23 protein-coding genes are annotated in these 23483 nt (G+C 62.5%); 7 read left to right on the top strand and 16 right to left on the bottom strand.

All coding sequences use genetic code 11. The features are described from left to right. Window positions 1-82 precede the first annotated feature (82 nt). Window positions 83-568, top strand: coding sequence for a hypothetical protein (locus tag DVU_RS07595; protein ID WP_011792331.1), 486 nt, complete (start codon window positions 83-85; stop codon window positions 566-568). 6 nt (window positions 569-574) lie between these two features. Here the strand turns inward: DVU_RS07595 and aat are convergent, their stop codons facing one another. The 4 genes from aat to DVU_RS07575 form a co-directional block, all read right to left on the bottom strand. Beyond that, window positions 575-1279 carry a leucyl/phenylalanyl-tRNA--protein transferase gene (aat, locus tag DVU_RS07590; RefSeq protein WP_010938894.1) on the bottom strand — a complete coding sequence of 235 codons (705 nt, stop codon included), beginning with the start codon at window positions 1277-1279 and terminating at the stop codon, window positions 575-577. Further along, the gene (gene clpA / locus DVU_RS07585; RefSeq protein ID WP_010938893.1) at window positions 1276-3606 is read right to left on the bottom strand and encodes an ATP-dependent Clp protease ATP-binding subunit ClpA; all 2331 of its coding nucleotides are present in this window, start codon (window positions 3604-3606) and stop codon (window positions 1276-1278) included. Before clpA ends, aat begins: the two co-directional genes overlap by 4 nt. Next, window positions 3606-3920 (bottom strand): ATP-dependent Clp protease adaptor ClpS, encoded by a 315-nt coding sequence (locus tag DVU_RS07580; RefSeq protein ID WP_010938892.1) that lies wholly within the window; start codon window positions 3918-3920, stop codon window positions 3606-3608. The genes clpA and DVU_RS07580 overlap by 1 nt, the downstream gene beginning before the upstream one ends. Before the next feature lie 90 nt (window positions 3921-4010). Further along, window positions 4011-4622 (bottom strand): class IV adenylate cyclase, encoded by a 612-nt coding sequence (locus DVU_RS07575; protein WP_010938891.1) that lies wholly within the window; start codon window positions 4620-4622, stop codon window positions 4011-4013. A gap of 38 nt (window positions 4623-4660) precedes the next feature. Between DVU_RS07575 and crcB the strand changes: the two genes are divergently transcribed. Both crcB and DVU_RS07565 read left to right on the top strand, forming a co-directional pair. Further along, window positions 4661-5035: a fluoride efflux transporter CrcB gene (gene crcB, locus DVU_RS07570; RefSeq protein ID WP_010938890.1), complete on the top strand. Its 375-nt coding sequence runs from the start codon at window positions 4661-4663 to the stop codon at window positions 5033-5035. A gap of 44 nt (window positions 5036-5079) precedes the next feature. Continuing rightward, the gene (locus tag DVU_RS07565; protein WP_010938889.1) at window positions 5080-5424 is read left to right on the top strand and encodes a DUF190 domain-containing protein; all 345 of its coding nucleotides are present in this window, start codon (window positions 5080-5082) and stop codon (window positions 5422-5424) included. A 395-nt stretch (window positions 5425-5819) separates the two neighbouring features. Here DVU_RS07565 and DVU_RS07560 read toward each other — a convergent pair whose 3' ends face one another. From DVU_RS07560 to DVU_RS07505, 12 genes are all read right to left on the bottom strand, one after another. Continuing rightward, window positions 5820-6476, bottom strand: coding sequence for a nitrite/sulfite reductase domain-containing protein (locus DVU_RS07560; RefSeq protein WP_010938888.1), 657 nt, complete (start codon window positions 6474-6476; stop codon window positions 5820-5822). Between the two features lie 23 nt (window positions 6477-6499). Next, window positions 6500-7573, bottom strand: a complete 1074-nt coding sequence (locus DVU_RS07555; RefSeq protein ID WP_010938887.1) for a protein-glutamate methylesterase/protein-glutamine glutaminase — start codon at window positions 7571-7573, stop codon at window positions 6500-6502. A 2-nt stretch (window positions 7574-7575) separates the two neighbouring features. After that, window positions 7576-8451 carry a CheR family methyltransferase gene (locus tag DVU_RS07550; protein ID WP_010938886.1) on the bottom strand — a complete coding sequence of 292 codons (876 nt, stop codon included), beginning with the start codon at window positions 8449-8451 and terminating at the stop codon, window positions 7576-7578. 23 nt (window positions 8452-8474) lie between these two features. Then, complete coding sequence (locus tag DVU_RS07545) at window positions 8475-10601, bottom strand: chemotaxis protein CheA (RefSeq protein ID WP_010938885.1); 2127 nt, start codon at window positions 10599-10601, stop codon at window positions 8475-8477. Between the two features lie 67 nt (window positions 10602-10668). After that, the gene (locus DVU_RS07540) at window positions 10669-11031 is read right to left on the bottom strand and encodes a response regulator (RefSeq protein WP_010938884.1); all 363 of its coding nucleotides are present in this window, start codon (window positions 11029-11031) and stop codon (window positions 10669-10671) included. Between the two features lie 26 nt (window positions 11032-11057). Further along, window positions 11058-12800 carry a methyl-accepting chemotaxis domain-containing protein gene (locus DVU_RS07535; protein ID WP_010938883.1) on the bottom strand — a complete coding sequence of 581 codons (1743 nt, stop codon included), beginning with the start codon at window positions 12798-12800 and terminating at the stop codon, window positions 11058-11060. Between the two features lie 316 nt (window positions 12801-13116). After that, window positions 13117-14487, bottom strand: coding sequence for a DNA repair protein RadA (gene radA, locus DVU_RS07530; protein ID WP_010938881.1), 1371 nt, complete (start codon window positions 14485-14487; stop codon window positions 13117-13119). Window positions 14488-14499: 12 nt separating this feature from the next. Beyond that, window positions 14500-15288: a zinc-ribbon and DUF3426 domain-containing protein gene (locus tag DVU_RS07525; RefSeq protein WP_010938880.1), complete on the bottom strand. Its 789-nt coding sequence runs from the start codon at window positions 15286-15288 to the stop codon at window positions 14500-14502. 30 nt (window positions 15289-15318) lie between these two features. Further along, window positions 15319-15849 (bottom strand): hypoxanthine phosphoribosyltransferase, encoded by a 531-nt coding sequence (hpt, locus tag DVU_RS07520; RefSeq protein ID WP_010938879.1) that lies wholly within the window; start codon window positions 15847-15849, stop codon window positions 15319-15321. Window positions 15850-15929: 80 nt separating this feature from the next. Then, window positions 15930-16394 (bottom strand): N-acetyltransferase, encoded by a 465-nt coding sequence (locus DVU_RS07515; protein WP_010938878.1) that lies wholly within the window; start codon window positions 16392-16394, stop codon window positions 15930-15932. Then, window positions 16394-16861 (bottom strand): TlpA family protein disulfide reductase, encoded by a 468-nt coding sequence (locus DVU_RS07510; RefSeq protein WP_010938877.1) that lies wholly within the window; start codon window positions 16859-16861, stop codon window positions 16394-16396. Before DVU_RS07510 ends, DVU_RS07515 begins: the two co-directional genes overlap by 1 nt. Before the next feature lie 26 nt (window positions 16862-16887). Beyond that, window positions 16888-19302: a homocysteine S-methyltransferase family protein gene (locus tag DVU_RS07505; protein ID WP_010938876.1), complete on the bottom strand. Its 2415-nt coding sequence runs from the start codon at window positions 19300-19302 to the stop codon at window positions 16888-16890. 205 nt (window positions 19303-19507) lie between these two features. On the opposite strand from DVU_RS07505, the gene DVU_RS07500 reads away from it, so the two are divergent. From DVU_RS07500 to DVU_RS07485, 4 genes are read left to right on the top strand one after another with little or no spacing between them, the layout of a single operon-like run. Then, the gene (locus tag DVU_RS07500) at window positions 19508-20578 is read left to right on the top strand and encodes a sigma-70 family RNA polymerase sigma factor (protein WP_010938875.1); all 1071 of its coding nucleotides are present in this window, start codon (window positions 19508-19510) and stop codon (window positions 20576-20578) included. A 14-nt stretch (window positions 20579-20592) separates the two neighbouring features. After that, complete coding sequence (locus DVU_RS07495) at window positions 20593-22281, top strand: tetratricopeptide repeat protein (RefSeq protein ID WP_010938874.1); 1689 nt, start codon at window positions 20593-20595, stop codon at window positions 22279-22281. Next, window positions 22278-23117, top strand: coding sequence for a hypothetical protein (locus tag DVU_RS07490; protein WP_010938873.1), 840 nt, complete (start codon window positions 22278-22280; stop codon window positions 23115-23117). The genes DVU_RS07495 and DVU_RS07490 overlap by 4 nt, the downstream gene beginning before the upstream one ends. Window positions 23118-23131: 14 nt before the next feature. Then, window positions 23132-23482: a hypothetical protein gene (locus DVU_RS07485; RefSeq protein ID WP_010938872.1), complete on the top strand. Its 351-nt coding sequence runs from the start codon at window positions 23132-23134 to the stop codon at window positions 23480-23482. Window position 23483: the final 1 nt, after the last annotated feature.

Raw genomic sequence — 23483 nt, 5'->3', positions numbered from 1 at the left:
TGCGCGAAAGGCACGCTTTCCTCCCGTCGCATTATCCTCTATGATGACCACGAACAACCTGCCGTCGTTGCTGGAGGACACCATGGACATATGTTTGACGCCCGCACCGGAGGACATGCCCGTCGAAAGGGCCTATGTCATCTCCGCCACGATACGAACCTTCAAGGGACGCCGCAACGTCGAGGCGCACCTGTTCCGCACCGGAACCCGCGAAGAGGAATTGGCAAGCCTTGAGGGCATGCGCCTTGTCGGCGACCCCATCGACCCCGCCAACCCCGGCGACCCGAAAGACGCCCTGCGCGCCGTGCTCGAAGCCTTCACCAAGGAAGAGTGCGATGCCGTGATAGCCTACCTCGAACGCAAATACGCCGACAGGTTCACCGCCATCGTGGCGTGCCCTCTCGACCTGCCCATACCGCAAGGTGTTGCCCCCCTGTCTGCCATACCCGAAGGCAAGACCATGGGCTTCATCCGTTTCGATACCGTAAGCGGCTACGACCTGCCCTTCGGTTTTCGGGGCTTCTACGACCTCGCCCGCCATGAACCGCTGGTGAACGAACAGCACTAGCCTCGTCTACCACGGTACGAAATCCTGCGGCAGCCGCCAGCGCCCGATGCGCGACGGCTGCCGTGTGGCGTCGTGCAGGCAGGCGAGAAAGTCGGTCCGGGGCATCTCCACGGCACCGAAACGCAGCATGTGCGAGGTCGTCTGCTGACAGTCCACGAACCGGAACCCCCACGACACCAGCAACCGTGCAAGCCAGACGAACGCGACCTTCGAAGCGTCGGGCATGGCATGGAACATCGATTCGCCGAAGAACCCGCCCCCGAGGGCAACCCCGTACAGCCCGCCCACAAGTCGCCCCCCGTACCACGCCTCCACGCTGTGGGCATGCCCAAGATGATGCAGGCGGGTATAGGCGGCGCGCATCTCCGGCACCAGCCACGTCCCGCCCTGTCCGGGACGCGGGGTGGCGGCGCATTGTTCGAGCACATCGGCGAACGCCGTATCCAGCCGTACTTCGAAGGTCTTCGCCCGCACAGTCCTCATGAGCCTGCGCGGTACATGCAGGGCATCGAGCGGCAGCACGCAACGAGGGTCGGGCGACCACCACAGGATGGGGTCACCCGGCCCGTACCATGGAAAGATACCTTCCTCATAGGCCCGAAGCAGCCTCTCCGGCGTGAGGTCACCACCTATGGCGAGCAGGCCATCCGGCCCCGCCTCTCCCACATCGGGAAAGATGCAGGCATCGTCAGGCAGCAGGTACAGCCTCATGCCGCAGGTTCGGCGCTCCCCTCGCCCCGCTCGCGATAGCTGAACTGAAGGCCCAGTGATGCCGCATCGGGAGTCGCGCCGCCCTGCCCCGCAACGCCTGCGGTCTTCGGGGCTTGCGGAAGCGCGTCGACATGCACGGTGCCTCCCTTGCGCAGTCTGCCGAACAGCATCTCCTTCGCCAGTTCGTCTTCGATGGCGGTGCGAATGACCCGTCGCAGGGGGCGTGCACCGAAGGCCGGGTCGAAGCCCTTCTCGGCAAGGCGCTGCCGCGCCGCCGCGGTGAGTTCGAGCCGTACGCGACGTTCACGTAGGCCGTTCTCGACCTCGCGCACGAACTTGTCCACGATGCGCTCCATGACCTCCGGCGCAAGACTGCCGAATGGCACCAGCGCGTCAAGGCGATTGCGGAACTCGGGGCTGAACAGCGTCTCCACGGCCTTGCGGCCCTTGGCAGTCACATCTTCGACGCCGCCACCCGTGAAGCCGATACTCGGGGCGGACATCTCGCGCACCCCCGCATTGGAGGTCATGATGAGCACGACATTGCGGAAGTCGGCCTTGCGCCCGGTATTGTCCGTAAGCGTGGCGTAGTCCATGACCTGCAACAGGACGTTGAAGATATCCGGATGCGCCTTCTCCATCTCGTCAAGAAGCACCACCGCGTAGGGTGTACGGCGCACCGCCTCGGTAAGCTGGCCGCCCTGGTCATATCCGACATAGCCGGGAGGCGCGCCGATGAACCGCGAGACCGCATGCTTTTCCATGTATTCACTCATGTCGTAGCGCAGAAAGGCCACCCCTAGCCGTTTGGCGAGGCTACGGGCCAGTTCGGTCTTGCCCACGCCTGTGGGCCCGTAGAAGAGGAAGCTGCCCGTAGGCCTGTCCTCCCGCCCGAACCCCGCACGGGCCCGCAGGATGGAACGGGCGACCACCGCCACGGCGGCCTCCTGTCCGAAGACTGCCTTGCCAAGGTCGTTCTCGAGCGTCTTCAACCTGTCACGGTCTGAAGAGGAGATGGAGCGTGGCGGCACATGGGCCATACGCGCCACGACACGTTCCACGTCCTGCACCGAGACACTCGCCCCCGGCTTGAACCCGGCACGCAGCCGCATGGCGGCCCCGGCTTCGTCGATGACGTCGATGGCCTTGTCCGGCAGAAGCCTGTCGTTGACGTAACGGGCCGAGAGTTCGACCGCGGCACGCAGTGCGGGCAGTGTATAGCGGACGGCGTGGTGCTCTTCGTAGTGTTCCTTGAGCCCTTTGAGTATCTCCACGCATTCCTCCTGCGTGGGCTCGCCGATGTCTATCTTCTGGAAGCGACGGGAGAGCGCGCGGTCTTTCTCGAAATGGTTGCGGTACTCCTCATGCGTGGTGGACCCGATGCACCGTATGGCACCCGAGGCAAGTACCGGCTTGAGGATGTTCGAGGCATCCATCGACCCGCCGCTGGTCGCCCCCGCCCCGACGATGGTGTGTATCTCGTCGATGAACAGGATGGCGTCGGGCTGGCGTGAAAGTTCGCTGATGACGGCCTTGAGGCGTGCCTCGAAGTCTCCCCGGTACTTGGTGCCAGCAAGCAGCGACCCCATGTCGAGTGCATAGACACGCGCCTTGCGGAAACTCTCGGGGACGGCCCCCACGGCAATGCGCAGGGCCAGCCCTTCGGCGATGGCGGTCTTGCCCACACCGGGGTCGCCCACGAAGAGGGGGTTGTTCTTGCGCCGACGCGAAAGCACCTGCACCGTGCGTTCGAGTTCGTCCTCCCGCCCTATGAGCGGGTCGATGCGTCCTTCACGCGCCCGCGCGGTGAGGTCGGTGGCATACTGGGCAAGCGCGTCAGCGCGCGTCGAGGCCCCCCCGTCGCCTTCATCGTCACCGTCCATGGCGTCATCGTCCGCCTCGGGCATGGCGTGGGAGATGTATTCAAGCACATCCAGACGCGAAACACCTTGCGTCTTGAGAAAATAGACGGCGTAGGTGTCGTCCTCGTCAAAAAGGGCGGCGAGTACGTCGCCAATCTCCACCAGAGGCCGCCCTGCCGACTGGATGTGCCTGAAGGCACGCTGCAACACCCGCTGCACTCCGAGGGTCTGCACCACTTCGGTGGTCATGTCCTCGGGCAGGCTTTCGAGATGCGTCCCGAAGAACTCCTCAAGGCGTGCACGCAACGCCGTCACATCCGCACCGCACCCCTCAAGGATGCCCTTGCCCTGTTCTTCACCGGCAATGGCATACAGCAGATGCTCCAAGGTGAGGTACTCGTGATTACGCACCCGCACCTCTCCGACAGCCGCATTGAGCGCTGCCTGAAGCCGCTTACCTATCATTAGACCTCCTCCGTGGAACAGCGCAGGGGATACCCCTCGCGCCGGGCCCTCGCGTGGACGATGGCGGCCTTGGTCTCGGCCACTTCGAAGGTATAGACACCACATTCACCCACACCGTCACGGTGCACGGCAAGCATGATAGCCGTGGCCTGTTCAGCCGTCTTGCGGAAGACTTCCACAAGAATGCTCACCACGAACTCCATGGTCGTATAGTCATCATTATGCAGCAGCACCCGGTACATGCGCGGCAGCCGCACATCGTCCTCGACGAGAATGTCGCTGTCGTAGCCGGGGGCAAGTGGTCCGTTGCTCATCGTCTCCATCCCGTTGGTATCGTGTCTGCCTCTAGGGTAAGCCATTACGGCGCGTTGTCGAGAGCATCCCTGCCACAGTCACCGGATGCCTTACGCGGGATGACGCAGCCCGTCGAGGATGCGGCCCACCTCTTCATCGTCGAACATGAAATCATCGCAGGGGGGTACCCCGCTGGCCTTGCGCCATGCCCTATTCATGTCGTGATAGGTCGCCGTGGAGGTCTCGCAACCGGTCATGCCAAGCAGGGCGGCAACGGCGCGGATGTCATCCTGCGGCCCCTCTATCTCCACCACCTCACCGAACACCAGCCTGTCGAGGGATACATGCACGCCTCGCAGCGACCAGTCCTCCCTCTCCTTGTCATACCGGAAGGCGGGCCTGTAGCCCAGTCCGGTGAGGATGGCATGCATGGCTTCGCCGTCGGCGACCGCAGTCTCCTCTTCATCCCATACCTTGACCCCGGCGGGGACAGCCCCGGCAGGCGGGCACTTGAGTGTCATCAGCGCCTGTGTACGGTCGGCCCAGATGCGCCTGCGAAGGCGCAGCAGCATCCTCGCTGAACGTAACGTACCCTCCCCGGTATCATAGACGGCATTGCGTTCGAGATGTCTTCCCGCACTCTGCGCCCCCTCTGCTTGCAGGCGTTCCCGTAACGCGGCATAGTCCGCTCCGATGAACTTGAGTTCGACTTCTCGCGCCATATCGTCTCCCCTTTTCACGGTCGTCCCGGAGGTGCCGCTTGCATAGATTCGTTCTCGTCGCCACGGGTGGCATATTCGGGAGTCTCGCCCGCTACGTCCTTTCCGGAGTCGCCCAGAAGCTCACCACCAGTTCATTCCCCTACGGGACAGTGCTGGTGAACCTTCTCGGCAGCCTCCTCTTCGGCCTCGTGTGGGGGATACTCGAAAACAGGATAACCTTCGCCCCCGAAGCGCGTCTGCTACTGCTGACAGGATTCATGGGTTCGCTGACCACATTCTCGACACTGACCTATGAAGGGATGGTACTGCTTCAATCGCACATGTGGCTACAGGCGGCCCTGTACATCGTCGGCCAGACCGTGGCGGGCATCATGCTCGTCTGGTTCGGCGCGGGACTCGGCAGGCTGGTCTGATCTCACCGCATAACCAGCCAACAGCATTCACAAAGGAGCCAATCATGCCCGCACCATCGGGGACAGCCACACGTCTGCGCATCTACTTCGCCGAGGACGACATGCATGAAGGCCGTGCCCTGCATACGGTCATCATCGAAAAGGCCATGCAGGCGAAGCTTGCAGGTGCGACCATGCAACGCGCCCTCGCCGGTTTCGGGGCAAACAGCACCCTGCACACTGCACGTGTGCTGCATCTGGCCGAAAGCCTTCCTCTTGTCATCGAAATCATAGACAGTGCCGAGCGTATAGAGGCTTTCATGCCAGAGGTCGAGGCCATTCTCGAAGAGGGGCTTGTAACGCTCGAACCTGTCGAGGTCAGGCTTTACCGGCATCGCCCCAAGGCGTGACCTCACGTTCTGACTCCGCCGTGTTCAGACTTCCATAGGCCTCGAAATCCACGCGACACCAGACGGGTTCACAACGTTGGCCTGCCAGAGACCGGGCGTACAACAGTCCCGTTCATATCCTGTGTGCCCGATGTCGTGGTCGGCTTCGGCGATGGTCGCACACCCCCATGGACGGGATTGCCAGCAGTGTCACAGGGTAGGCCTACATGGGGACTGATGGGGACTGCACGACGTACCGTATGCACGAGTACCCCTCAAGCTGCCAGTCCACCGGAGTGCATGACATCCTGACCACGGACCGGCACGGGATGCCGGGTTGGCGGAAACGGCACGCAGACATGGGGCCCTCCCACGAGGGGGCATCAAAAAGGAAGGGGGCCGCAGCCCCCCTGATTCTAACCGAGTACCGCCTGCCGTATGGCCTCGATGCCCGTCTTCTCGACGAACTTGGAGACACGCAGCCGTTTACCCGAGTTATCGCGATAGAACTCCATGAACTTACGTATCAGCCCCTTGGCCTCATCAGTGGAAAGCTCTTCTGCAAGCACATCGCCGATGCGCGGATGCCCGCCGGAATTGCCACCCACGATGAGCGTCCAGCCCTTCTTGGTGCCCACGAGACCTACATCTCGCAGGTAGCTTTCGCCACAGCAGAAGGGACAGCCCGAAATGCCGAACTTGACCTTGGCTGGGAAGTCGTGCCCGACATATTCCTCTTCTATGGCCACGCCGATGCCGAGGGAATCCTGAAGGCCGAACCGGCAGACCGCCGTACCGGGGCACGCCTGCACATAGTGCACGCAAAGTTCTACGGCACGTCCGACGTCAAGGCGAAGCTCTTCCCACATGGGTTCGACGGCTTCCTTCTTCATGCCGACAAGGGCCAGACGCTGCCCGGATGTGATCTTGATGATCGGCACTTCGTACTTCCTGCAGACCCGCGACACGGCATCAAGCACGTCGGGGGTGAGAAGACCGCACGGGGTGCGGGGTACGATGGCGTAGGTGAGCTTGTCGCGCTGCAGTATCGCGCCCTTAGGTTCGTCACTCATCATGGTCTCCTGTTCTTGCGTATCTATGAACCCGCGCAGGCCTTGAGCACGGCGGGTGCGATGGCGTCAAGGGGCAGCACCCTGTCGACGCCACCCAGCCTGATGGCCTCATGGGGCATGCCAAAGACGATGCACGTCGCCTCATCCTGCGCGATGGTATGGGCCCCCATGTCGTGCAGTTCCTTCATGCCCGCCGCGCCGTCATCGCCCATCCCCGTGAGGATGGCGGCGACCGCATTGGCCCCGGCATAGCGCGCAGCCGACCGGAACAGCACATCGACAGAGGGACGGTGCCGTCTCACGAGGGGGCCGTCCTTGACCTCCACCGTATAGCGCGAGCCGTTGCGCTTGAGCAACATGTGGCTGCTACCGGGGGCGATGAGTGCCTGACCCCGCGCCATGATGTCTCCGTCCTCCGCTTCGCGCACCCGGATACGGCAGATGCCGTCAAGGCGGCGCGAAAAGGCTCCGGTGAAGTGTTCCGGCATATGCTGGACGATGGCTATGGGAGGCGCATCCGGCGGCATGGCTTCAAGGAACACTTGAAGGGCCTCCGTGCCACCTGTCGAAGCGCCTACGACCACGACCTTCTCAGTGGTCTGCACCCGCGTGAAGTTGGTGGGGCCCGGCAACATGGCATCTGCCGTCAGTTTGGGGGCGACATCGCGCGTACGGTGCCCAAGCCTGTGCAGGCGTGCCCGCGCCGCGGCCTTCACGGCATCACAGATGCGGATGCTCGACTCCTCCAGAAACCTCTTGGTGCCGAGGCGAGGTTTGGTGATGACCTCCACCGCGCCGTATTCCATGGCCTTGAACGTGGCCTCGGCCCCCTGCTCCGTCACCGAAGAGCAGATGACCACCGGTAGGGGATGCTGGGTCATGATCTTTCGCAGGAATGTAAGCCCGTCCATCCGTGGCATTTCGATATCGAGCAGGATGACGTCGGGCACCACCGCCTCCATGCGCTTGGCAGCCACGAATGGGTCGGAGGCGGTGCCCACCACCTCGATGCCGGGGTCTGCGGAAAGGAGGTCGGCCAGAGTCTGCCTGACAAGGGCGGAATCGTCGACGATGAGGACACGGCAAGGGCGCGCCACGGCTACACCTTCCTGTATACGGTGGGAGCCTGGGCTTCGAGGGGCAGTGACATGCCCGTCAGGCTCTCGGAATGACCGATGAAAAGATACCCCCCCGGTCGCAGGCTTTCGCAGAAACGCGAGAACAACCGCTCTTGCGTCGGCTTGTCGAAATAGATGATCACGTTGCGGCAGAAGATGACGTCCATGGGGGTTCTGAACGAGAAGTCCTCCATGAAGTTCAGCCGCTGGAAGGTGACCAGATGCCGTATCTCCGGGGCGATGCGTACCAGTTTTCTGGCCCTTTCTCGGCTGCGCAGCAGAAAACGCTTGCGGAACGATTCCGGGATACTCTCCACCCGCTCTTCGTCATAGATGCCACGCTGGGCATGTTGCAGCGCCCGGGCGGAGATGTCGGTGGCAAGCACAGAGAAGACGAACCCCGAATTGCGCTCGGCAAAGTCAGCAAGCACCATGGCCAGTGTATAGGGTTCCATGCCGAACGAGCAGCCCGCGCTCCATATCTGCATGGCACGCGAGGTACCGAACTGCGAACGCCAGCGGGGCAGCACCTTCTGCGCCAGCAACTCGAAGTGCCTGCCCTCGCGGAAGAACTCGGTGGTGTTCGTGGTCACCACATCGATGAACTGCTGCAACTCCTCCTGCTGCCCTCGCGCAGTGAAGAGGTACTCGGCGTACTGCTCATAGGAATCGAACCCGAGAGTACGAAGGCGCTTCTGCAAACGCGCCTCGAGCATGATGCGCTTGGCAGGGGTGAGCTTGATGCCGACCTGTTCATACACGTAGCGACTCATACGCTCGAACACCTTGGGCGTCATGCTCTTCGGTCTGAAAGGCGCGCCATCGCCCCCTCCCCTTTCCGGCGGCCCCTGTATCATACCTTCCGATACCCCCTGTCCCATCATGCGGCCTCAAGCGCTGCGGTATGGACGAGTCCCGGCACGTCGATGATCAGTGCCATGCTGCCGTCCCCCTGAATGGTCGCGCCGGAAATGCCCGGAATGTCCTTGTAGACCTTGCCAAGACTCTTGATGACCGTCTGGTGCTCTCCGATGACGCAGTCGACAACCAGCCCGAATCGGCTTCCGAGCGCGTTCACCACCACAAGCTGTTCCATGCCCGGAGAGACACCCGGAACCCGGAAGACATCGCGCAAGCGTATGAACGGCACGATGTCACCCCGCAGGTTGATGATGCGCTGTCGCCCGTCGACATGGTCGGGCGTATTGTGTTCGGCGCACTCTTCCACATGGGGCAACGGAATGATGTAGGACTCGTCCCCCACGCGAACCTGAAGCCCGTCGATGATGGCAAGCGTGAGCGGCAGCCGTATGGTGATGACTGTCCCCTTGCCCGGCGTGCTCTCCAGTTCGATACGCCCGCGCAGGCTCTCGATGGCTCGCTTCACCACATCCATGCCGACGCCGCGCCCCGAGACGCTGGTCACCTTCTCCGCAGTGGAGAAGCCTGCCGCGAAGATGAGTTCCAGCTTCTGCCGGGTGGAAAGGTCGACCTCGGGGGCAATGATGCCCTTGCGCAGGGCAGCCTGATAGATTCTTTCGGCATCGATGCCCGCACCATCATCCGAAATGGTCACCAGCACCTCGCCGCCAGCGTGAGCGGCTGCCAGCGTGATGCGCCCCGTGGCGCTCTTCCCGGCTGCCAGACGGCGTTCCGGCGATTCCACACCATGGTCGAGGCTGTTGCGCAGGCAATGCACCAGCGGGTCGCCCAGTCGCTCTATGACGGTCTTGTCCAGTTCCGTCTCGCCTCCGAGCGTGACGAGTTCGACGCTCTTGCCCAATTCTCCGGCGAGGTCGCGCACCAGCCGTCTGAAACGGCTGAACGTGGTTCCTATGGGCAGCATGCGCACACCCAGCGTCGTGTCGCGCAGGTCGTCGCTGAGCCTTTCGAGGGCTTCGACGAGGCTCAACATGCCGGGGGCGGGATGCTCGTGCGCCATACGCGCGATCTGGGACTGCACGATGACAAGTTCACCTACGAGATCGACTAGATAGTCGAGCTTGGCAGCAGAGACGCGAATGCTCGCCCCGGCGTCTCCCGCCTTTTCGGCGGGCTTGTCCCCGTCTTCGGTGCGGCTGCGGCGCAGTTCGCGCACCGTCTTCTGCTCCGCCAGCGCGGAAGCGACCTGATCAGGGGTGACGATGCCTGCCTCGGCGAGCAGTTCGCCAATGGGACGCTGCTCCTCCAGCACCCGCCGCAGGTCTTCGGTCGCCACATCGCCCCGTTCAAGCAGAATCTCGCCAAGCCGCTTGTAGGCACCGTCCTGTTCAAGCAGGTTCGCCTCGTCGATGAGCCGCACATCAACGGTCGCATCGTCCTCGACAAAGAGGAAGATGTCACGGATGGCGGCTTCATCACTATCGGTGGTGAGCAACACATCCCACCACACATGGCATTGCTCCGGGTCGAGTTCATCGAGGGCTGGCACGTCACCGAAATGGACGAAGAGCTTCGAACGCCCCAGGTCCTGTATCTCGCGCACCAGCCCCAGAGGGTTCGTGCCCGAGAGGAAGAGTTGCGGATGCGGCTTGAAGCGCACACGGTAGGTCCGCCGGGGACCTTCGACCTCACCGGACGACGGCATCTCATCGGCAGGGGACGCGGACGCGTGGTCATCACCCGGCAGCAGGGCCCGGAGAGCCTGCGTGAGGTCGGCGGACATGGAGACGTCGACGGCGAGGCCTTTCGTGGCACACTGCAGAAGGTAGGCGATATGGTCACGCGACTTCAGCGTAAGATCGAGCAGTTCCGGAGACAACTCCATCTCACCATTGCGAACCTTGTCGAAGACACTCTCCACATCATGGGTGAAGGACGCGATGTCGTCGAAGCCGAACATCGCCCCCGACCCCTTGATCGTGTGCATGGCCCGGAAAATGCGGTCGACGAGCGACCTGTCTTCGGGACGTTCCTCGATTTCAAGCAACGCCGTCTCAAGTTCGGCCAGCAGGTCTTGCGCCTCTTCGACGAACGCCTGACGGTTGAGTTCATCCTGCACGATCATTCCCCCGTGGTATTGTGCTGCCGCCTCTGACGCATCACGGCAGACATACGGCAGCGACAGCCATGCGCTAGCCTAGCAGCTTCTGCACGACAGCCAGCAACTGCTCGGGTTTGAACGGCTTGACTATCCACCCCGTGGCCCCGGCTGCCTTGCCTTCCTGTTTACGTGCCGCCTGGGATTCGGTGGTGAGCATGACCACGGGAATGAACTTGTAGGCAGGCGTGGCCCGTATGCGCCTTATGAGCTCGATACCATCCATGTTGGGCATATTCAGGTCGGTGATGACCATCTTCACCGGGCCGGAGAGCTTGCCCAGCGCGTCCTTGCCGTCCGAGGCCTCTATGACCTCGTAACCGGCATTCCGGAGTGTGAAGCCCACCATCTGACGGATACTAGCAGAATCATCGACGGACATGATCAGTTTGCTCATAGTGCCTCCGGGCGTCCGAAGCCCGTTCAGAACAGTTCGATGTTGTCGCCCATGCCATCGTCGGTCGACTCGCCGACATGCCTGCCATGCAGCACGCGTTCCTGCTGCATGGTGTAACGTTGATGCATATGCTTCATGCGCTCGCGCGGCACCTGCGTCCCGGCCGGAACCCCTCGCCGCGCCTTGGCGGCCACCACGGCGAACCGTTCAGCCCCCTTGTCGAGCGCAGCGCAGACGAGCCTGTCCACTGCGATGTCCTGCACGCGTCTTTCCATGTCACGCGCGAGCACATCGCAACTGCTGGCAACGCCCCTGAAGTGGCGTTCAGCCTCGCCACTTGCTTCGCGCAAGGCGAGCGTCAGCCGCTCGAGTTCCTCCTTGACGGCAGAAACCCTGCTCATGTCAAGGTAGGACAGGGCCAGAGCCTTCAGTTCCCCGGCTGCGGTGTCGATGCTCCTCAGCAGGTCTGCAAGGGCGACCGTCTGTGTCCCCGCATCCTGCGAAAGACGCTGGATGGACGTTGCGAGCACACCGAGCGCCTTCCCCTTGTCACCCGTATGCGCCGCACTGATGCTCGCATTGAGGGCGATGAGCTCGATTTCCGATCCGACATCCTCGATGTCGGCGAGAAACGCCGTCATGTCCGAAACCGTGGACGCGACCATCTCCATGGTGCGACCCATGTCTTCGCCCTGCACGGCAAGTTCGCGCATACTGGTCGCGGCTGCCCGGACTTCGTTCTCTAGGGCGTCCAGGACCTTTGCTGCTGTCGATTCCGACGCACCCTCGCCCGAGCCTCCGCCGGCATCCAGAACGACCTGCCGGACGCTGCTGGCGATGGTGCGCATTTCGGAACGCAACGAGGCGACAGCCGTGGAGAGACTCTCTGAAGCCGCACGGGTCTGGGACTCCTGCAGGGTGCACACCTCTGCGGCGAAAGCCAGTTCCTCGGCACCAGAAGTGGATTCTGCGGCAGCGTTCCTTGCCAGCCCGGCAAGGACATCATCGACGGCTTCGACGACATGCTCGACCTGCTGCCGGACGATGTCGTGAAACTGGAGCGACCCCACGAGGCCTTGCATGGATTTGTTGATGTCTGCCAGCAATCCCTCGACCTGCAACGACGACGCCCTGCTCGAAGCCATCGTGCGTTTGAGGTTGTCGAGTCCGTCGAGCAGCCCTACTGAAACGGCAAGCGAACACGAATCCTGTTTCGCCCCCATCTCAAGACTCCGCCCCTCCGCCTCGGCGATGGTGACATCGAGTGCGCGCCCCTGTTCAAGCAGGCTCGACGAATACTCGATGATCTTTCCCGCAAGCTTCTCGACGTCATCCGCCAGAGTACTGAACCCACGTCCGTCGGCACCGAGACGCGCACTCTCTATGCGGGTGGCGATGCCGAGCATCTGAAGGGTCCGCACGATGCGTGCGTACTCACGGACAGAGACGCCAAGGTTCTGGACGAGTTCCCGTGTACGGGCGAGCAGGGCCTGTTCTCCACCATGAACACCGGTGGCGCACAATTCGGCCATGCGACCGAACTCGCCCTCCAGCGCTTCGAGGATGTGTGACATGGCCTCGCCCGACGTGACCCTGACAAGGTCTCGTGCCTCGTCGCCGATGCCGCCAACCTGCATGGCAATCCGCTGAACGGCATCTCCAAGGTCGAGGAAGGTCTGTTCCTGTTCATGCACCACACGTGCAAGCCCCTTGCCGATTTCGACAAGATGCGTGCTGACATCGCGGGCGATTTCTACGACTGCGCTCATGGACCCCCCGGACCTTATGCGCGATGTACGCGGCAAAGAATGACGACATGTGACGGTTTCGGCATGCGCCCCGATGGCCCCGTCACGCCATCCCATTACATCCAATCATACCATAGCCGCGTACGCAAGGATACATGGACGGAATATACTGCGCCATATCCTCATGCATCATTATCGAGGACCCCACCACGGCGCACACGGAAGACAGCCGCATCCGCTGAAGTCAGCCCGGGACAACACATGCACTTCAGCAGTGTGCAAAGGGGCGACGTTCACGGATGCTTACAGGCAAAAGATACGGAGGGCGGAAGAATCTCTACTCGGAGGGATTATGCCGGGGGGCGCCAGACTTGCCGAAGAGCCTTGCCTGAAGTTCGACCACGGTCGGCACGGCCCCCCTCCCCTCGCCGGGATGAAGAACAGGGCCATAGCCAAGGCGGGCAGCCTGCCCGAGGCGGATGTCGTGCGCCGCGACGGGGCGCACCTGCCCGTTGAGGTCGACTTCCCCCCACAGGACAGCGCGTTCAGGAAGCGCAACATCATAGAAGGATGAAAGCACGGCAGCCACAAGCGCGAGGTCCATGCCGGGGTCTTGAAGCCGCATCCCCCCGCCGATTTTGGCATAGATATCGACCTGCCCGAAGTTGAGGCGAAGCCGCTTCTCAAGCACGGCAAGCAGCAGGTGCAGCCTGTTGACGTCGAAGCCGAGTCCGGTACGGCGGGGTATGGCGAGATAGCTGCGGGTGACAAGTGCCTGCACCTCGACGGCGAAGGGGCGTTGCCCGTCAACCGCCATCACCACGGCGGTACCACTGAGGGCCGGGTCGCGTGCTCCAAGGAAGAACGTGGAGGGGTCTTCAACGACCTCGAGCCCCCGCTGTGCCATCTGGAAGACGAGCAACTCCTGATTGGGGCCGAAGCGGTTCTTGAGCACCCGCAACAGGCGGAACATCTGGCGTCGGTCACCTTCCAGAGAAACGACGGTATCGACCATATGCTCCAGCAGACGGGGGCCGGCGAGATTGCCATCCTTGGTCACATGCCCGACCAGCAGGACGGCTGTCCCGGCGCGCTTGCAACGGTCGACGACCTCGGTGGCGACGGCGCGCACCTGACTGACGTTGCCGGGCAGTCCCTCGGCGAGGTCGGATGTGAGCGTCTGCACCGAGTCGAGTACGAGAAGGGCTGGCGGGGTGCCACTCTCAAGAACGGAGAAGACGTCCTCGACACGCGATGTCGCCACGGCGAGAAGCCTTTCGTGCAGCACCCCGAGACGTTCTGCACGTCCCTTGAGCTGTGTGAGCGACTCCTCACCTGACAGGTAGAGCACATCGCGCCCGCTGGCTGCCACAGCCCCGGCGACCTGCAGAAGAAGCGTCGACTTGCCTATCCCCGGCTCACCACCGAAAAGGATGGCGGCACCCGGCACAAGGCCGGAACCGAGCACACGGTCGAGGGCTTCAAGCCCGGTACCGAAGGGGCTTCCGCCCTCATCGCTCACGTCGCGCAAAGGCCGTGGGCGCACCGAATCAGGTGCCCCCTGTCGCCGCACGCCGCTGCGCGTTTCACGCGCGACGGTCACTGCGTCAAGAGTGTTCCATGCCTTGCAGGTGGGACATTGCCCTCGCCATTGCGGGGTATTGGCACCACATGCACTGCAAACGTACGTCTCTCGGACCTTGGCCACGCATCCGCCCTGCTACTGCTTCTTTTCAGGAGGCGTCCGCGCCTCGACGACCTTCACCCCGAACTCGGTCACCGTCGACGGCGGATTGTAGAACACCACCATGAAGGGCACTTCGCCAGCGGAAGGGATGCTGGTGTTGTTCGTGAGGATGTCGATCTTGTTGTTGAGTGCCGTCTCGAGCTCCTGCTCACCCAGTACCTGAAGGTGGAAGAGCGACACGGTAGTACCGCAAAGCTGGGTCTTCGACACGACAGTGGCACCGTTCTTGTCATAGAGCGATGCCTCGACCTTGATGAGTTCTCGCGGAGAGGTGAAGTTGTTCACCACACGCCCTTCGATGACCGAGACCTGACCCAGCTTCTCGTTGTTGATGTAGTACTGTCGCACGTTACGCAAGGCGATGTTCTTGATCTGTTCACTGGCGGCAAGCTTCTGTGCCGCCTCATCAACCGCCTTGTCCGCACCGCGCGGCCAGAACTTCCATGCCCCTGCACCCGCGCCCACGAGCAGCAGCATGACAAGCGCAACGACCAGAGACGTGCGCTTGCGCTTCTTCTCTTCGGGTTTCGGAGGCGTGGCGTCGAGATTATAGCCTTTCACCTCACCGATGATGTCACTCACGTCGGAACCCGACGCCGAAGCGGCGTCATGACCGGGAGTCTGCCCCCCGACAGAGGGGGCAACGACTTCAGCCAACGAGAAGACATGCTTGCAGACCGTGCACCGCGCCTTGGCATCGGGCTTGGCAGCAGCGTCGGGCAGGTTATAGCGCGTCGAACATTTGGGGCAGGTAACGATCATCTGGCACCTCGCGGACGTGAAGTCCCGCCCCTAGGCATCCACGATAGCCTCGTAGATGGCCCCAAGTTCGCGGTACTTCTGGGCATAGTCGAGTCCGTACCCTACTATGAAGCCCCGCGGCAAGGCAAATCCCACGAAATCGGCGCGCACCGGCACCTCGCGCCGTTCGGTCTTGTCGACCAGCACCGCAAGGCGCATGCTCTTCGCCCCCCGCGCAGCAAGCTGCCGGAAGAGGAAGTCCATGGTGTGCCCGGTATCGACGATGTCTTCCACGATGAGGACATGCTTGCCTTCAAGCTTCACTTCAACATCCTTGAGGAAGCTGATGGTCGAACCGCGATGTGTGGCGTCGCCATAGCTGGCAAGGCGCACGAAATCGAGTTCGGGGTGCATGTCGAGGTGACGCACGAGGTCGGTGAAGAACATGAACGCCCCCTTGAGCACGCAGACGACCACAAGGGGTTCGCCCTTGTAGAGTCTGTTTATCTCCTGCGCCAGCTCACGCACGCGGGCTGCAATCTGTTCTTCGCTGTAGACGACCTTGAGGTCCTTGATGATCATGTGACTCTCTCTCCTGTTTCATCGGCCCTCTTGCGGGCCGGAATATACCGCTGCATCTGCCGGGTCTGCGGCAGGAAGCGCTACAGCTCGATGAGCATGGCCGTTTCGTCGCATTCGGGGAACTGGGGGCAATGGATGCAGTCGGCCCACACCTTCTGGGGGAGCACCTCCTTGCCTACAACAGAATACCCGAGCTTGTTGAAGAACTCGACCTGATAGGTGAGCGTGAAAACGCGATAAAGGCCCAACGTCACGGCATCGCTCATGCATGCCTCCACAAGCCTGCGCCCCCATCCCTGACCCCGCAGCGATTCAAGGACGACCAGCGAGCGTATTTCGGCGATGTCCTCCCATGTGATGGAAAGGGCACAACAGCCGAGTATCGCCCCGCCTTCATCCGCATCGACGACCACGAAGTCGCGAATGCGGCTGTAGAGGTCATTCAGCGACCGGGGCAGCAGCAGTCGCTGCCCGGCGCACTCCATGAGTATGGCGTGGATGCGCTTGACGTCTGGAACAGTGGCCTTGCGTATGAATGGTGCCATTATTTGCCGCCACCAAGCAGCGTGTCGATGGCCTTCGCAAGTTCATCCGCCTCGACGAGGCCGACATTGTCGATGACCAGCTTGCCAGCCTTGTCATAGACCAGCAGGCGGGGAATCGATGAGATGCCGAAGAACCGCGAAAGCTCTTCACGTGCGAGGAAAACCGGATAGTTGAACGGGGTCTTGCCCATGAGTGCCACAAGCTGGTCGCGGCTTTCATCGACCGACACACCTATGAACTCCACCTGCGAAGGCTTGTAATGACCACGCAGACGGATGAGTCCGGGAATCTCCTCAAGGCACGGCGGGCACCATGAGGCGAAGAAGTTGACCACGACCACCTTGCCGCGGGACTCGCCCACGAGCTTCAGCAGGTCTCCGGAACCAATCTCCCGGGGGGCCGCAAAAGCGGGAAGGGTCAAGACGATCAGGCACAGGACCGTAAACAGGGCTGAACGGAACTTCATATACACCTCGTCGAAAGACGCGCCGATTACCCGGCGAGAAGCGATTTTGCAAGTCTGACGGCTTCGACGGCATCGGCCGAATAACCGTCCGCCCCGATGGCGTCGGCGAAGGCCTTGGTCACGACGGCCCCGCCCACGATGACTTTCACATCCAGCCCGCGGGCACGCACAAGCTTCACCGTATCCTCCATGCGCACCATGGTGGTCGTCATGAGGGCGGAGAGCCCGATGATACGTGCACCGTGGGTCTCTGCCGCGTCGACGATGGTCTCGGCCTTCACATCCTTGCCGAGGTCGACGACCTCGAAGCCATGGTTGCCCAGCATGAGCGAGACGATGTTCTTGCCGATGTCGTGGATATCACCCTCGACAGTAGCCATGATGATGACCGGGCGCACCTCGGCCCCGCGCATCTCCTCCAGCAGGGGTTGCAATCGCCTGAAGGCCGTCTGCATGGTCTCTGCCGAACGGATGAGCTGGGGCAGGAAGTATTCGCGGCGCTCGTATTTGACGCCGACCTCGTTGATGGCCGGAATGAGCTTGGTCTGCACAAGGTCGAAGGGGTCTGCCCCGGCAGCAAGCTCACTCTCCACGATGGCCGTGACACCATCACGGTCGCCTTTCACGACCGCCTCTTCAAGTGTGGTCGCCGGCGGCTGGGACGCAAGGCCGGGGCCGCTGGCCACGGGGCCGCCCTGTGTCGCGGGCGTCCACGCCGCGTAGGCGTCGATGAACCGTTCGGCGTTGGCATCTCGCGCCAGCAGGACGTCGGCACATGCCACCGTCTCGCGGATGCGCCCGTTGCCGGGGTGGGCGATGCACGAACTCAGACCTGCCCCCGCCGCCATGGCGAGGAACGTGCCGTTGAGCAGTTCCCGGGCGGGCAGGCCGAACGAGATGTTCGACAGACCTATGGTCGTGGCGAAGCCGTTGGCCGTACACCAGCGGATGGTCTCGAGACACTGCCGCGCAGCCTCCGCCTTGGAGGATACGGCAAGCGCCAGCACGTCGACCATGACAAGACGGCGCGGGATGCCGAGACCTTCGGCCTGAACGAGGAGTTCCTCGATGATGGCGATGCGCTCCGTGGCAGCCACGGGCAGCTTGCGTCCCTTGAGAGGCAGCAGGATGAAGGGGGCACCGTGGTCGCGGCACAAGGGGCCGAGGCGTTCCATGCGGCCCGGTTCGCCGCTGATGGAGTTGACGAGCGTCGAACCGGGGCAATAGGGCAGCGCACGTTCGATGGCAGCGGCATTGGACGAGTCGATGGATAGCGGCACCCCGTGCCGGGTGATGAGTCGCTGCACGAGGTCGGGCAGCAGCACTTCCTCATCCACCATGGGCGCGCCCACGTTCACGTCGAGAATGGGCGCCCCCGCCTCGACCTGTTCGTCGGAGAAGCGCAACGCCAGCGAGAAGTCGCCCGCCTGCAATTCGGCTATGAGCTGCTTCTTGCCTGTGGGGTTGATGCGTTCACCGATGATGCGCACCGGGGCGTCACCACCCACCCGCACGAGGTGCGACCTCGTGGTGAGGACAATGCCCACGCCACTGTCCACCGGAAGCGTGGCGGGAATATCGGCCACTGCCTGCCGCAGGGCTGCGATATGGTCGGGTGTCGTGCCACAGCAGCCGCCAAGCACACGCGCCCCCATGGCGGCGAAGGCAGCCGTCTTCTCGGCGAACGGGGCGGGGGGCAGCCTGAACACAGTCTTGCCGTCGATGAGTTCGGGCAATCCGGCATTGGGCTCGACGAGCACCGGCACGGAAGCGGACGCCAGCAGCGAGGCCACCACATCATGCATCTGGTCGGGCCCTGCACTGCAATTGGTGCCCAGCAGGTCCACCCCGAGGTTGAGCATGGTGGCGACGAACACCTCGGGTGTGCTGCCCGTGAGGCTGACACCATTCTCGAACGTCATGGAGACGGCGATGGGAAGCGAACACTCCGCACGGGCTGCGACGACAGCGGCACGCGCCTCGGCAAGGTCGAACTGTGTCTCGATCATCAGGAGATCGGCACCACCTGCGACAAGCCCGCGCACCTGCTCCCGAAAGGCGGCGACTAGCGCGGCAGGCTCCACCTCTCCGAGTGGTTTCACGAAATGCCCCGTCGGGCCTATGCTGCCTGCGACGAAAGCCTGCCTGCCAGATGCGTCTGCAGCTTCACGGGCGATGGCGGCCATGCGACGGTTGAAGTCGACCACGTCGAACCCGTCGCCGAGCTTGAAGCGGCTTCCGCCGAAGGTGTTGGTGGTCAGGATGTCGGCCCCTGCACGCACATAGTCGGCATGGATGCCACGAAGGACATCGGGACGATCAAGGCAGAACTGCTCGGGGCTTACCCCGGCGGGCAGGCCACGGGCCTGCAACATGGTTCCGAGGCCACCATCGAAAAGAAGTCTGCGCCCTGCGCGCAAGGCTTGACGGAAATCTGGCACGACGTGTACTCCTGAAAGATTGCGAAAGCCACCGGATGACGAGCTCCAAGTGGAGTTCCGGGGCTGGAACGCCCGCTCCGGTGTACTGAAAAACATTGAAAAGGACAAACATAAACTATACCATTCGCAACGCTTCGCGCCTTGATTCACGGCGCTTCGCACTACCCGGCCCGAGGCCGGACAACAGGTTGCAATCAGATACGCCATGACCAAACGCCCGAAAGCGCAGCACGAAGACATCGCCGATGAGAAGCACGTCACCGTAGTCGACGACGTCGAGATCATCGACGGCCCGGACGATTCGGCTGACGACACCGAAGATACCGAAGATTTCGTCGACGAAGACGATGTCATAGACATCGGCGACGACGACCACGCGCCCGACACGTTCCACCTCAACGCTCCTGCCACGGTATCCACCGGGAAGGACAGCCTGCACCTCTACCTGCGCGAGATAAGCCGCTTTCCCATGCTCAAGCCCGAAGAGGAGTATGAGCTGGCGAAGCGTGTCCGCGAAACGGGCGACGGTGATGCGGCCTTTCGCCTCGTCTCGTCGCACCTGCGTCTCGTGGTGAAGATCGCCATGGACTTCCAGCGGCGCTGGATGCAGAACGTGCTCGACCTCATCCAGGAGGGCAACGTCGGCCTCATGCGCGCGGTGAACAAGTTCGATCCCGAAAAGGGCATCAAGTTCTCGTATTACGCCGCCTTCTGGATCAAGGCCTACATCCTCAAGTTCATCATGGACAACTGGCGGATGGTCAAGATCGGCACCACGCAGGCGCAACGCAAGCTGTTCTACAATCTCAACAAGGAACGACAGAAGCTCATCCTGCAGGGCTACGACCCGGACGCAGCCACCCTGTCGGAACGCCTGAACGTGACCAAGGAACAGGTCGTGGAGATGGAACAGCGCCTCGACGCTTCCGACGTGTCACTCGACATCCCGGTGGGTGACGAGGGCGGCGGGGCTTCGCGCATGGACTTCCTGCCCGCACTCGGCCCCGGCATCGAGGACGCACTGTCGAACCATGAGATTGCCAGCATGGTGCAAAACCGTCTGCAATCCATCATTCCCAAGCTTTCCGACAAGGAAGTGGACATCCTGCAGAACAGGCTTCTTTCTGAAGAACCAGTCACCTTGCGCGAGATTGGCGAGAAATACGACATCACCCGTGAACGCGTCCGCCAGATAGAGGCGCGTCTGCTGCAAAAGATACGCGACCACCTGTTCAAGGAAATCAAGGACTTTTCATCCGACTGGATCAACCAGTAGGTCAGAGGCGTCTCATGCCATCCTTCCGCCGTTCCGTTGCCGCCGTCGTCACCGCCCTGCCCCTCATCGCAGGTGGATGCGCCCATCGCCCCGCTGTCGAAACGGCCTCGCCAGAGGCCGTACAGTGGAACCTCTCCGATGGTGCCGAAACGACCTTCTACTACCTCATGCTTGATCAGGCGGCCCGCAGCGACAACACCCGCGACGCCATCGAAGCCATCGAGAACCTCATCCGGCTGTCTCCCACGGCCCGTGTCTACAACGACTCCGGCAGCTTCCTGCTGTCACGCAAGGAGCCCGACCTCGCCCGTGACATCCTCACGCGCGGCGTCGCAGCCCACCCGGACGACCTCGGCCTGACCCTGCTTCTCGCCGAAAGCTACCTCGACCTCGACCGCAACGACGAGGCCATCGCCCTGCTGCGCGCCTATAACGCCAAGCACCCCAAGGACGACGAGGCACGGCAGGAACTGGCACAACTTCTTGTGAAGACCCGCCGTTACGAAGAGGCCGACAAGCTCATCCTGTCCATCGGGGAGACCTCGCGCACGTCGCTCCTGCGGTACTACCACGCGCGCGCCCTCATGGGGCTCAACCGCCTCACAGAGGCCACGGCGCAACTCCGCAAGGCGGTCAAGGCATCTCCCGACTTCCTCGAGGCATGGGCCGAACTGGCCTATGTGTATGAGCTTCGCAAGAACTACGTCGAAGCGGAAAAGATCTACGAACAGATTCTGGCTCTCGACGAGGGCAATCAGGACGTCTGGCTACGACTGGTGGCCATCAACATCAAGCTCAACAACCCCGTCAAGGCCTATGAGCTGGCACGGCAAGGGCCGGAGACCTTCGGCTTCATGCTCACGGCCGCAACGCTATTCCTCGATGACAGGTTCTTCGAACAGGCCGAAGGTCTGCTTCTGGCCGTGAAGGATTCGCCCGGGGCTCCGGAAGAAGTCTACTTCTTCCTCGCCGTGCTGGCCTACGAGGGACAGCGCGATACGGACGCCACCCTGTCGTGGCTGCTAGAAGTGCGCCCCACCAATAAGTACTACGACCGCGCCCTGCGCCTGCGTAGCCAGCTGCTCTATGAGAAGGGCGACCTCGAAGCGGCGCTGCGGACAGCCCGCGAAGGCCGTGAGACATTCCCCGAGCAAAGGGACTTCCGCGAGATGGAGGCGCAACTTCTCGTCAACATGGGGCGCTCCGAAGAGGCACTCCGGGTCATCGATAAGGCCGCCGACCGCTGGCCCGATGACAGCGGCCTGCTGTTCATGCGCGCCCTCATCCTCGACGACAGGGGTGCGAAGGACGCTGCCTTCGCCGCCATGGAAGAGGTCATCAAGGCCTCTCCCAACCATGCACAGGCCCTGAACTATGTGGGCTACACCCTTGCGGAACAGGAGCGCGACCTTACCCGGGCCGTCTCCCTTCTCGAACGCGCCAATACCCTTTCGCCCGACAACCCCTTCATCCTCGACTCGCTGGCATGGGCCTACTTCAAGGCGGGCCGCATTCCCGAAGCATGGAAGGCCATCAGCCGCGCCATCGAACTCAATGCGCCCGACCCCATCATCTGGGAGCATTACGGAGACATCGCCACGGCCATGGGGCAGAAGAACACGGCGCGGCGCGCCTACCGCAAGGCCCTGTCCATGAACCCGCAGAATCCCGACGCCATCAAGGCCAAACTCGACAAAAAATGATACACACATCCTCTGCAAACAGAATCCGCCCCGCCCTCATGATGCTGTGGGCGGTGGTATGCGTCGCCCTTGCGGGAGGCTGCGCCTCGAAAGCCCCCAGAGGGGCCTTGGCCCCGGCCGATACGGCGGCGACGGTCTGGAACGCCTACAAGGCCTACAGTGCCGCGACAGAACGCGATACAGGGCCGTTCAGGCTCGAAACCAGCCTTCGATACAACGCTGGCGATGACGGACACCGTGTCATTGCCCTCATATGGGGCAATGGCAAGGCCCCGTTGCGCCTCGACATCATGGCCGGAATAGGGGCAACGGTCGCGAAGATACGCGAAACCGACGACACCTTCCTCGCCTATTCGCCCAACGAACAGAAGGCATACCATCATTACGGCGACGGCAAGGCCCTCTTCTCGTTCGGTGTTCCCGTACCCTTCTCGGTGAGCGACCTCACTGCCATGCTCGATGGTCGCTTCGGCAGCGTCTTCGGCCTGCGGTCGGCAGGAGAGGCCACCCTTGTTCCCGGCATGGGAATCGCCTACACTCTCGAAGGCAAGCGCCCCGGCGGCTCGCTGGTCATCTCCGAAGCCGGGCTTCCGGTGCGCTGGACCGATGGCACGGCTGACGGCTGGAATCTCGATGTCTCATATGCCGAGGACGCGGACGCTACGGCAACGCCCATGCCCCGCAAGCTGGTCTTCCAGCACGGCAAGGGCTACAACGCCATCATACTCGTCAAGGAACGCGTCAGGCTCGACACTCCCTTCAGCCCTGAACAGCTCGGCCTTGAACTGCCCGAGGGCACCACGCTACTGCCGTTGCGCTCTCTCGGCCGCAAATGATCATGGAGTCCACCATGTCTTCTCCCTCTTCCGCGTCTTCGGTTTCGCGCTGCACGGCAGTCTTCAACGTCATGCGCACCGGGCTCAACGTTCTCGGTGCGGAACTCGGCTGGATGGCGGGCGGCGTGTTGCACGCCATCGAGACCCGCCAGCTGCGCAAGCGCATCACTCAGGAGGAGGCATCTCTCGGCAGGGCACTGCTTGAAGATGCCGACGCATCGACCCTTGACGCCATCAGAAAGCGTATAACCTTTCTGCATGACGAGACCGAACGCTTCGCCACCATGCGCGAAGCCGCGCGAGAGCGTCATGTGACGCGCCTGCGCGAGCGCTTCGGAAACGGCAACGAAACCGTACAGGCTTAAC

This window comes from Nitratidesulfovibrio vulgaris str. Hildenborough (assembly GCF_000195755.1).
Taxonomy (GTDB): domain Bacteria; phylum Desulfobacterota; class Desulfovibrionia; order Desulfovibrionales; family Desulfovibrionaceae; genus Nitratidesulfovibrio; species Nitratidesulfovibrio vulgaris.
The sequence above is the reverse complement of the archived record's forward strand: the minus strand, read 5'-3'. Positions and strand labels throughout refer to the sequence as shown.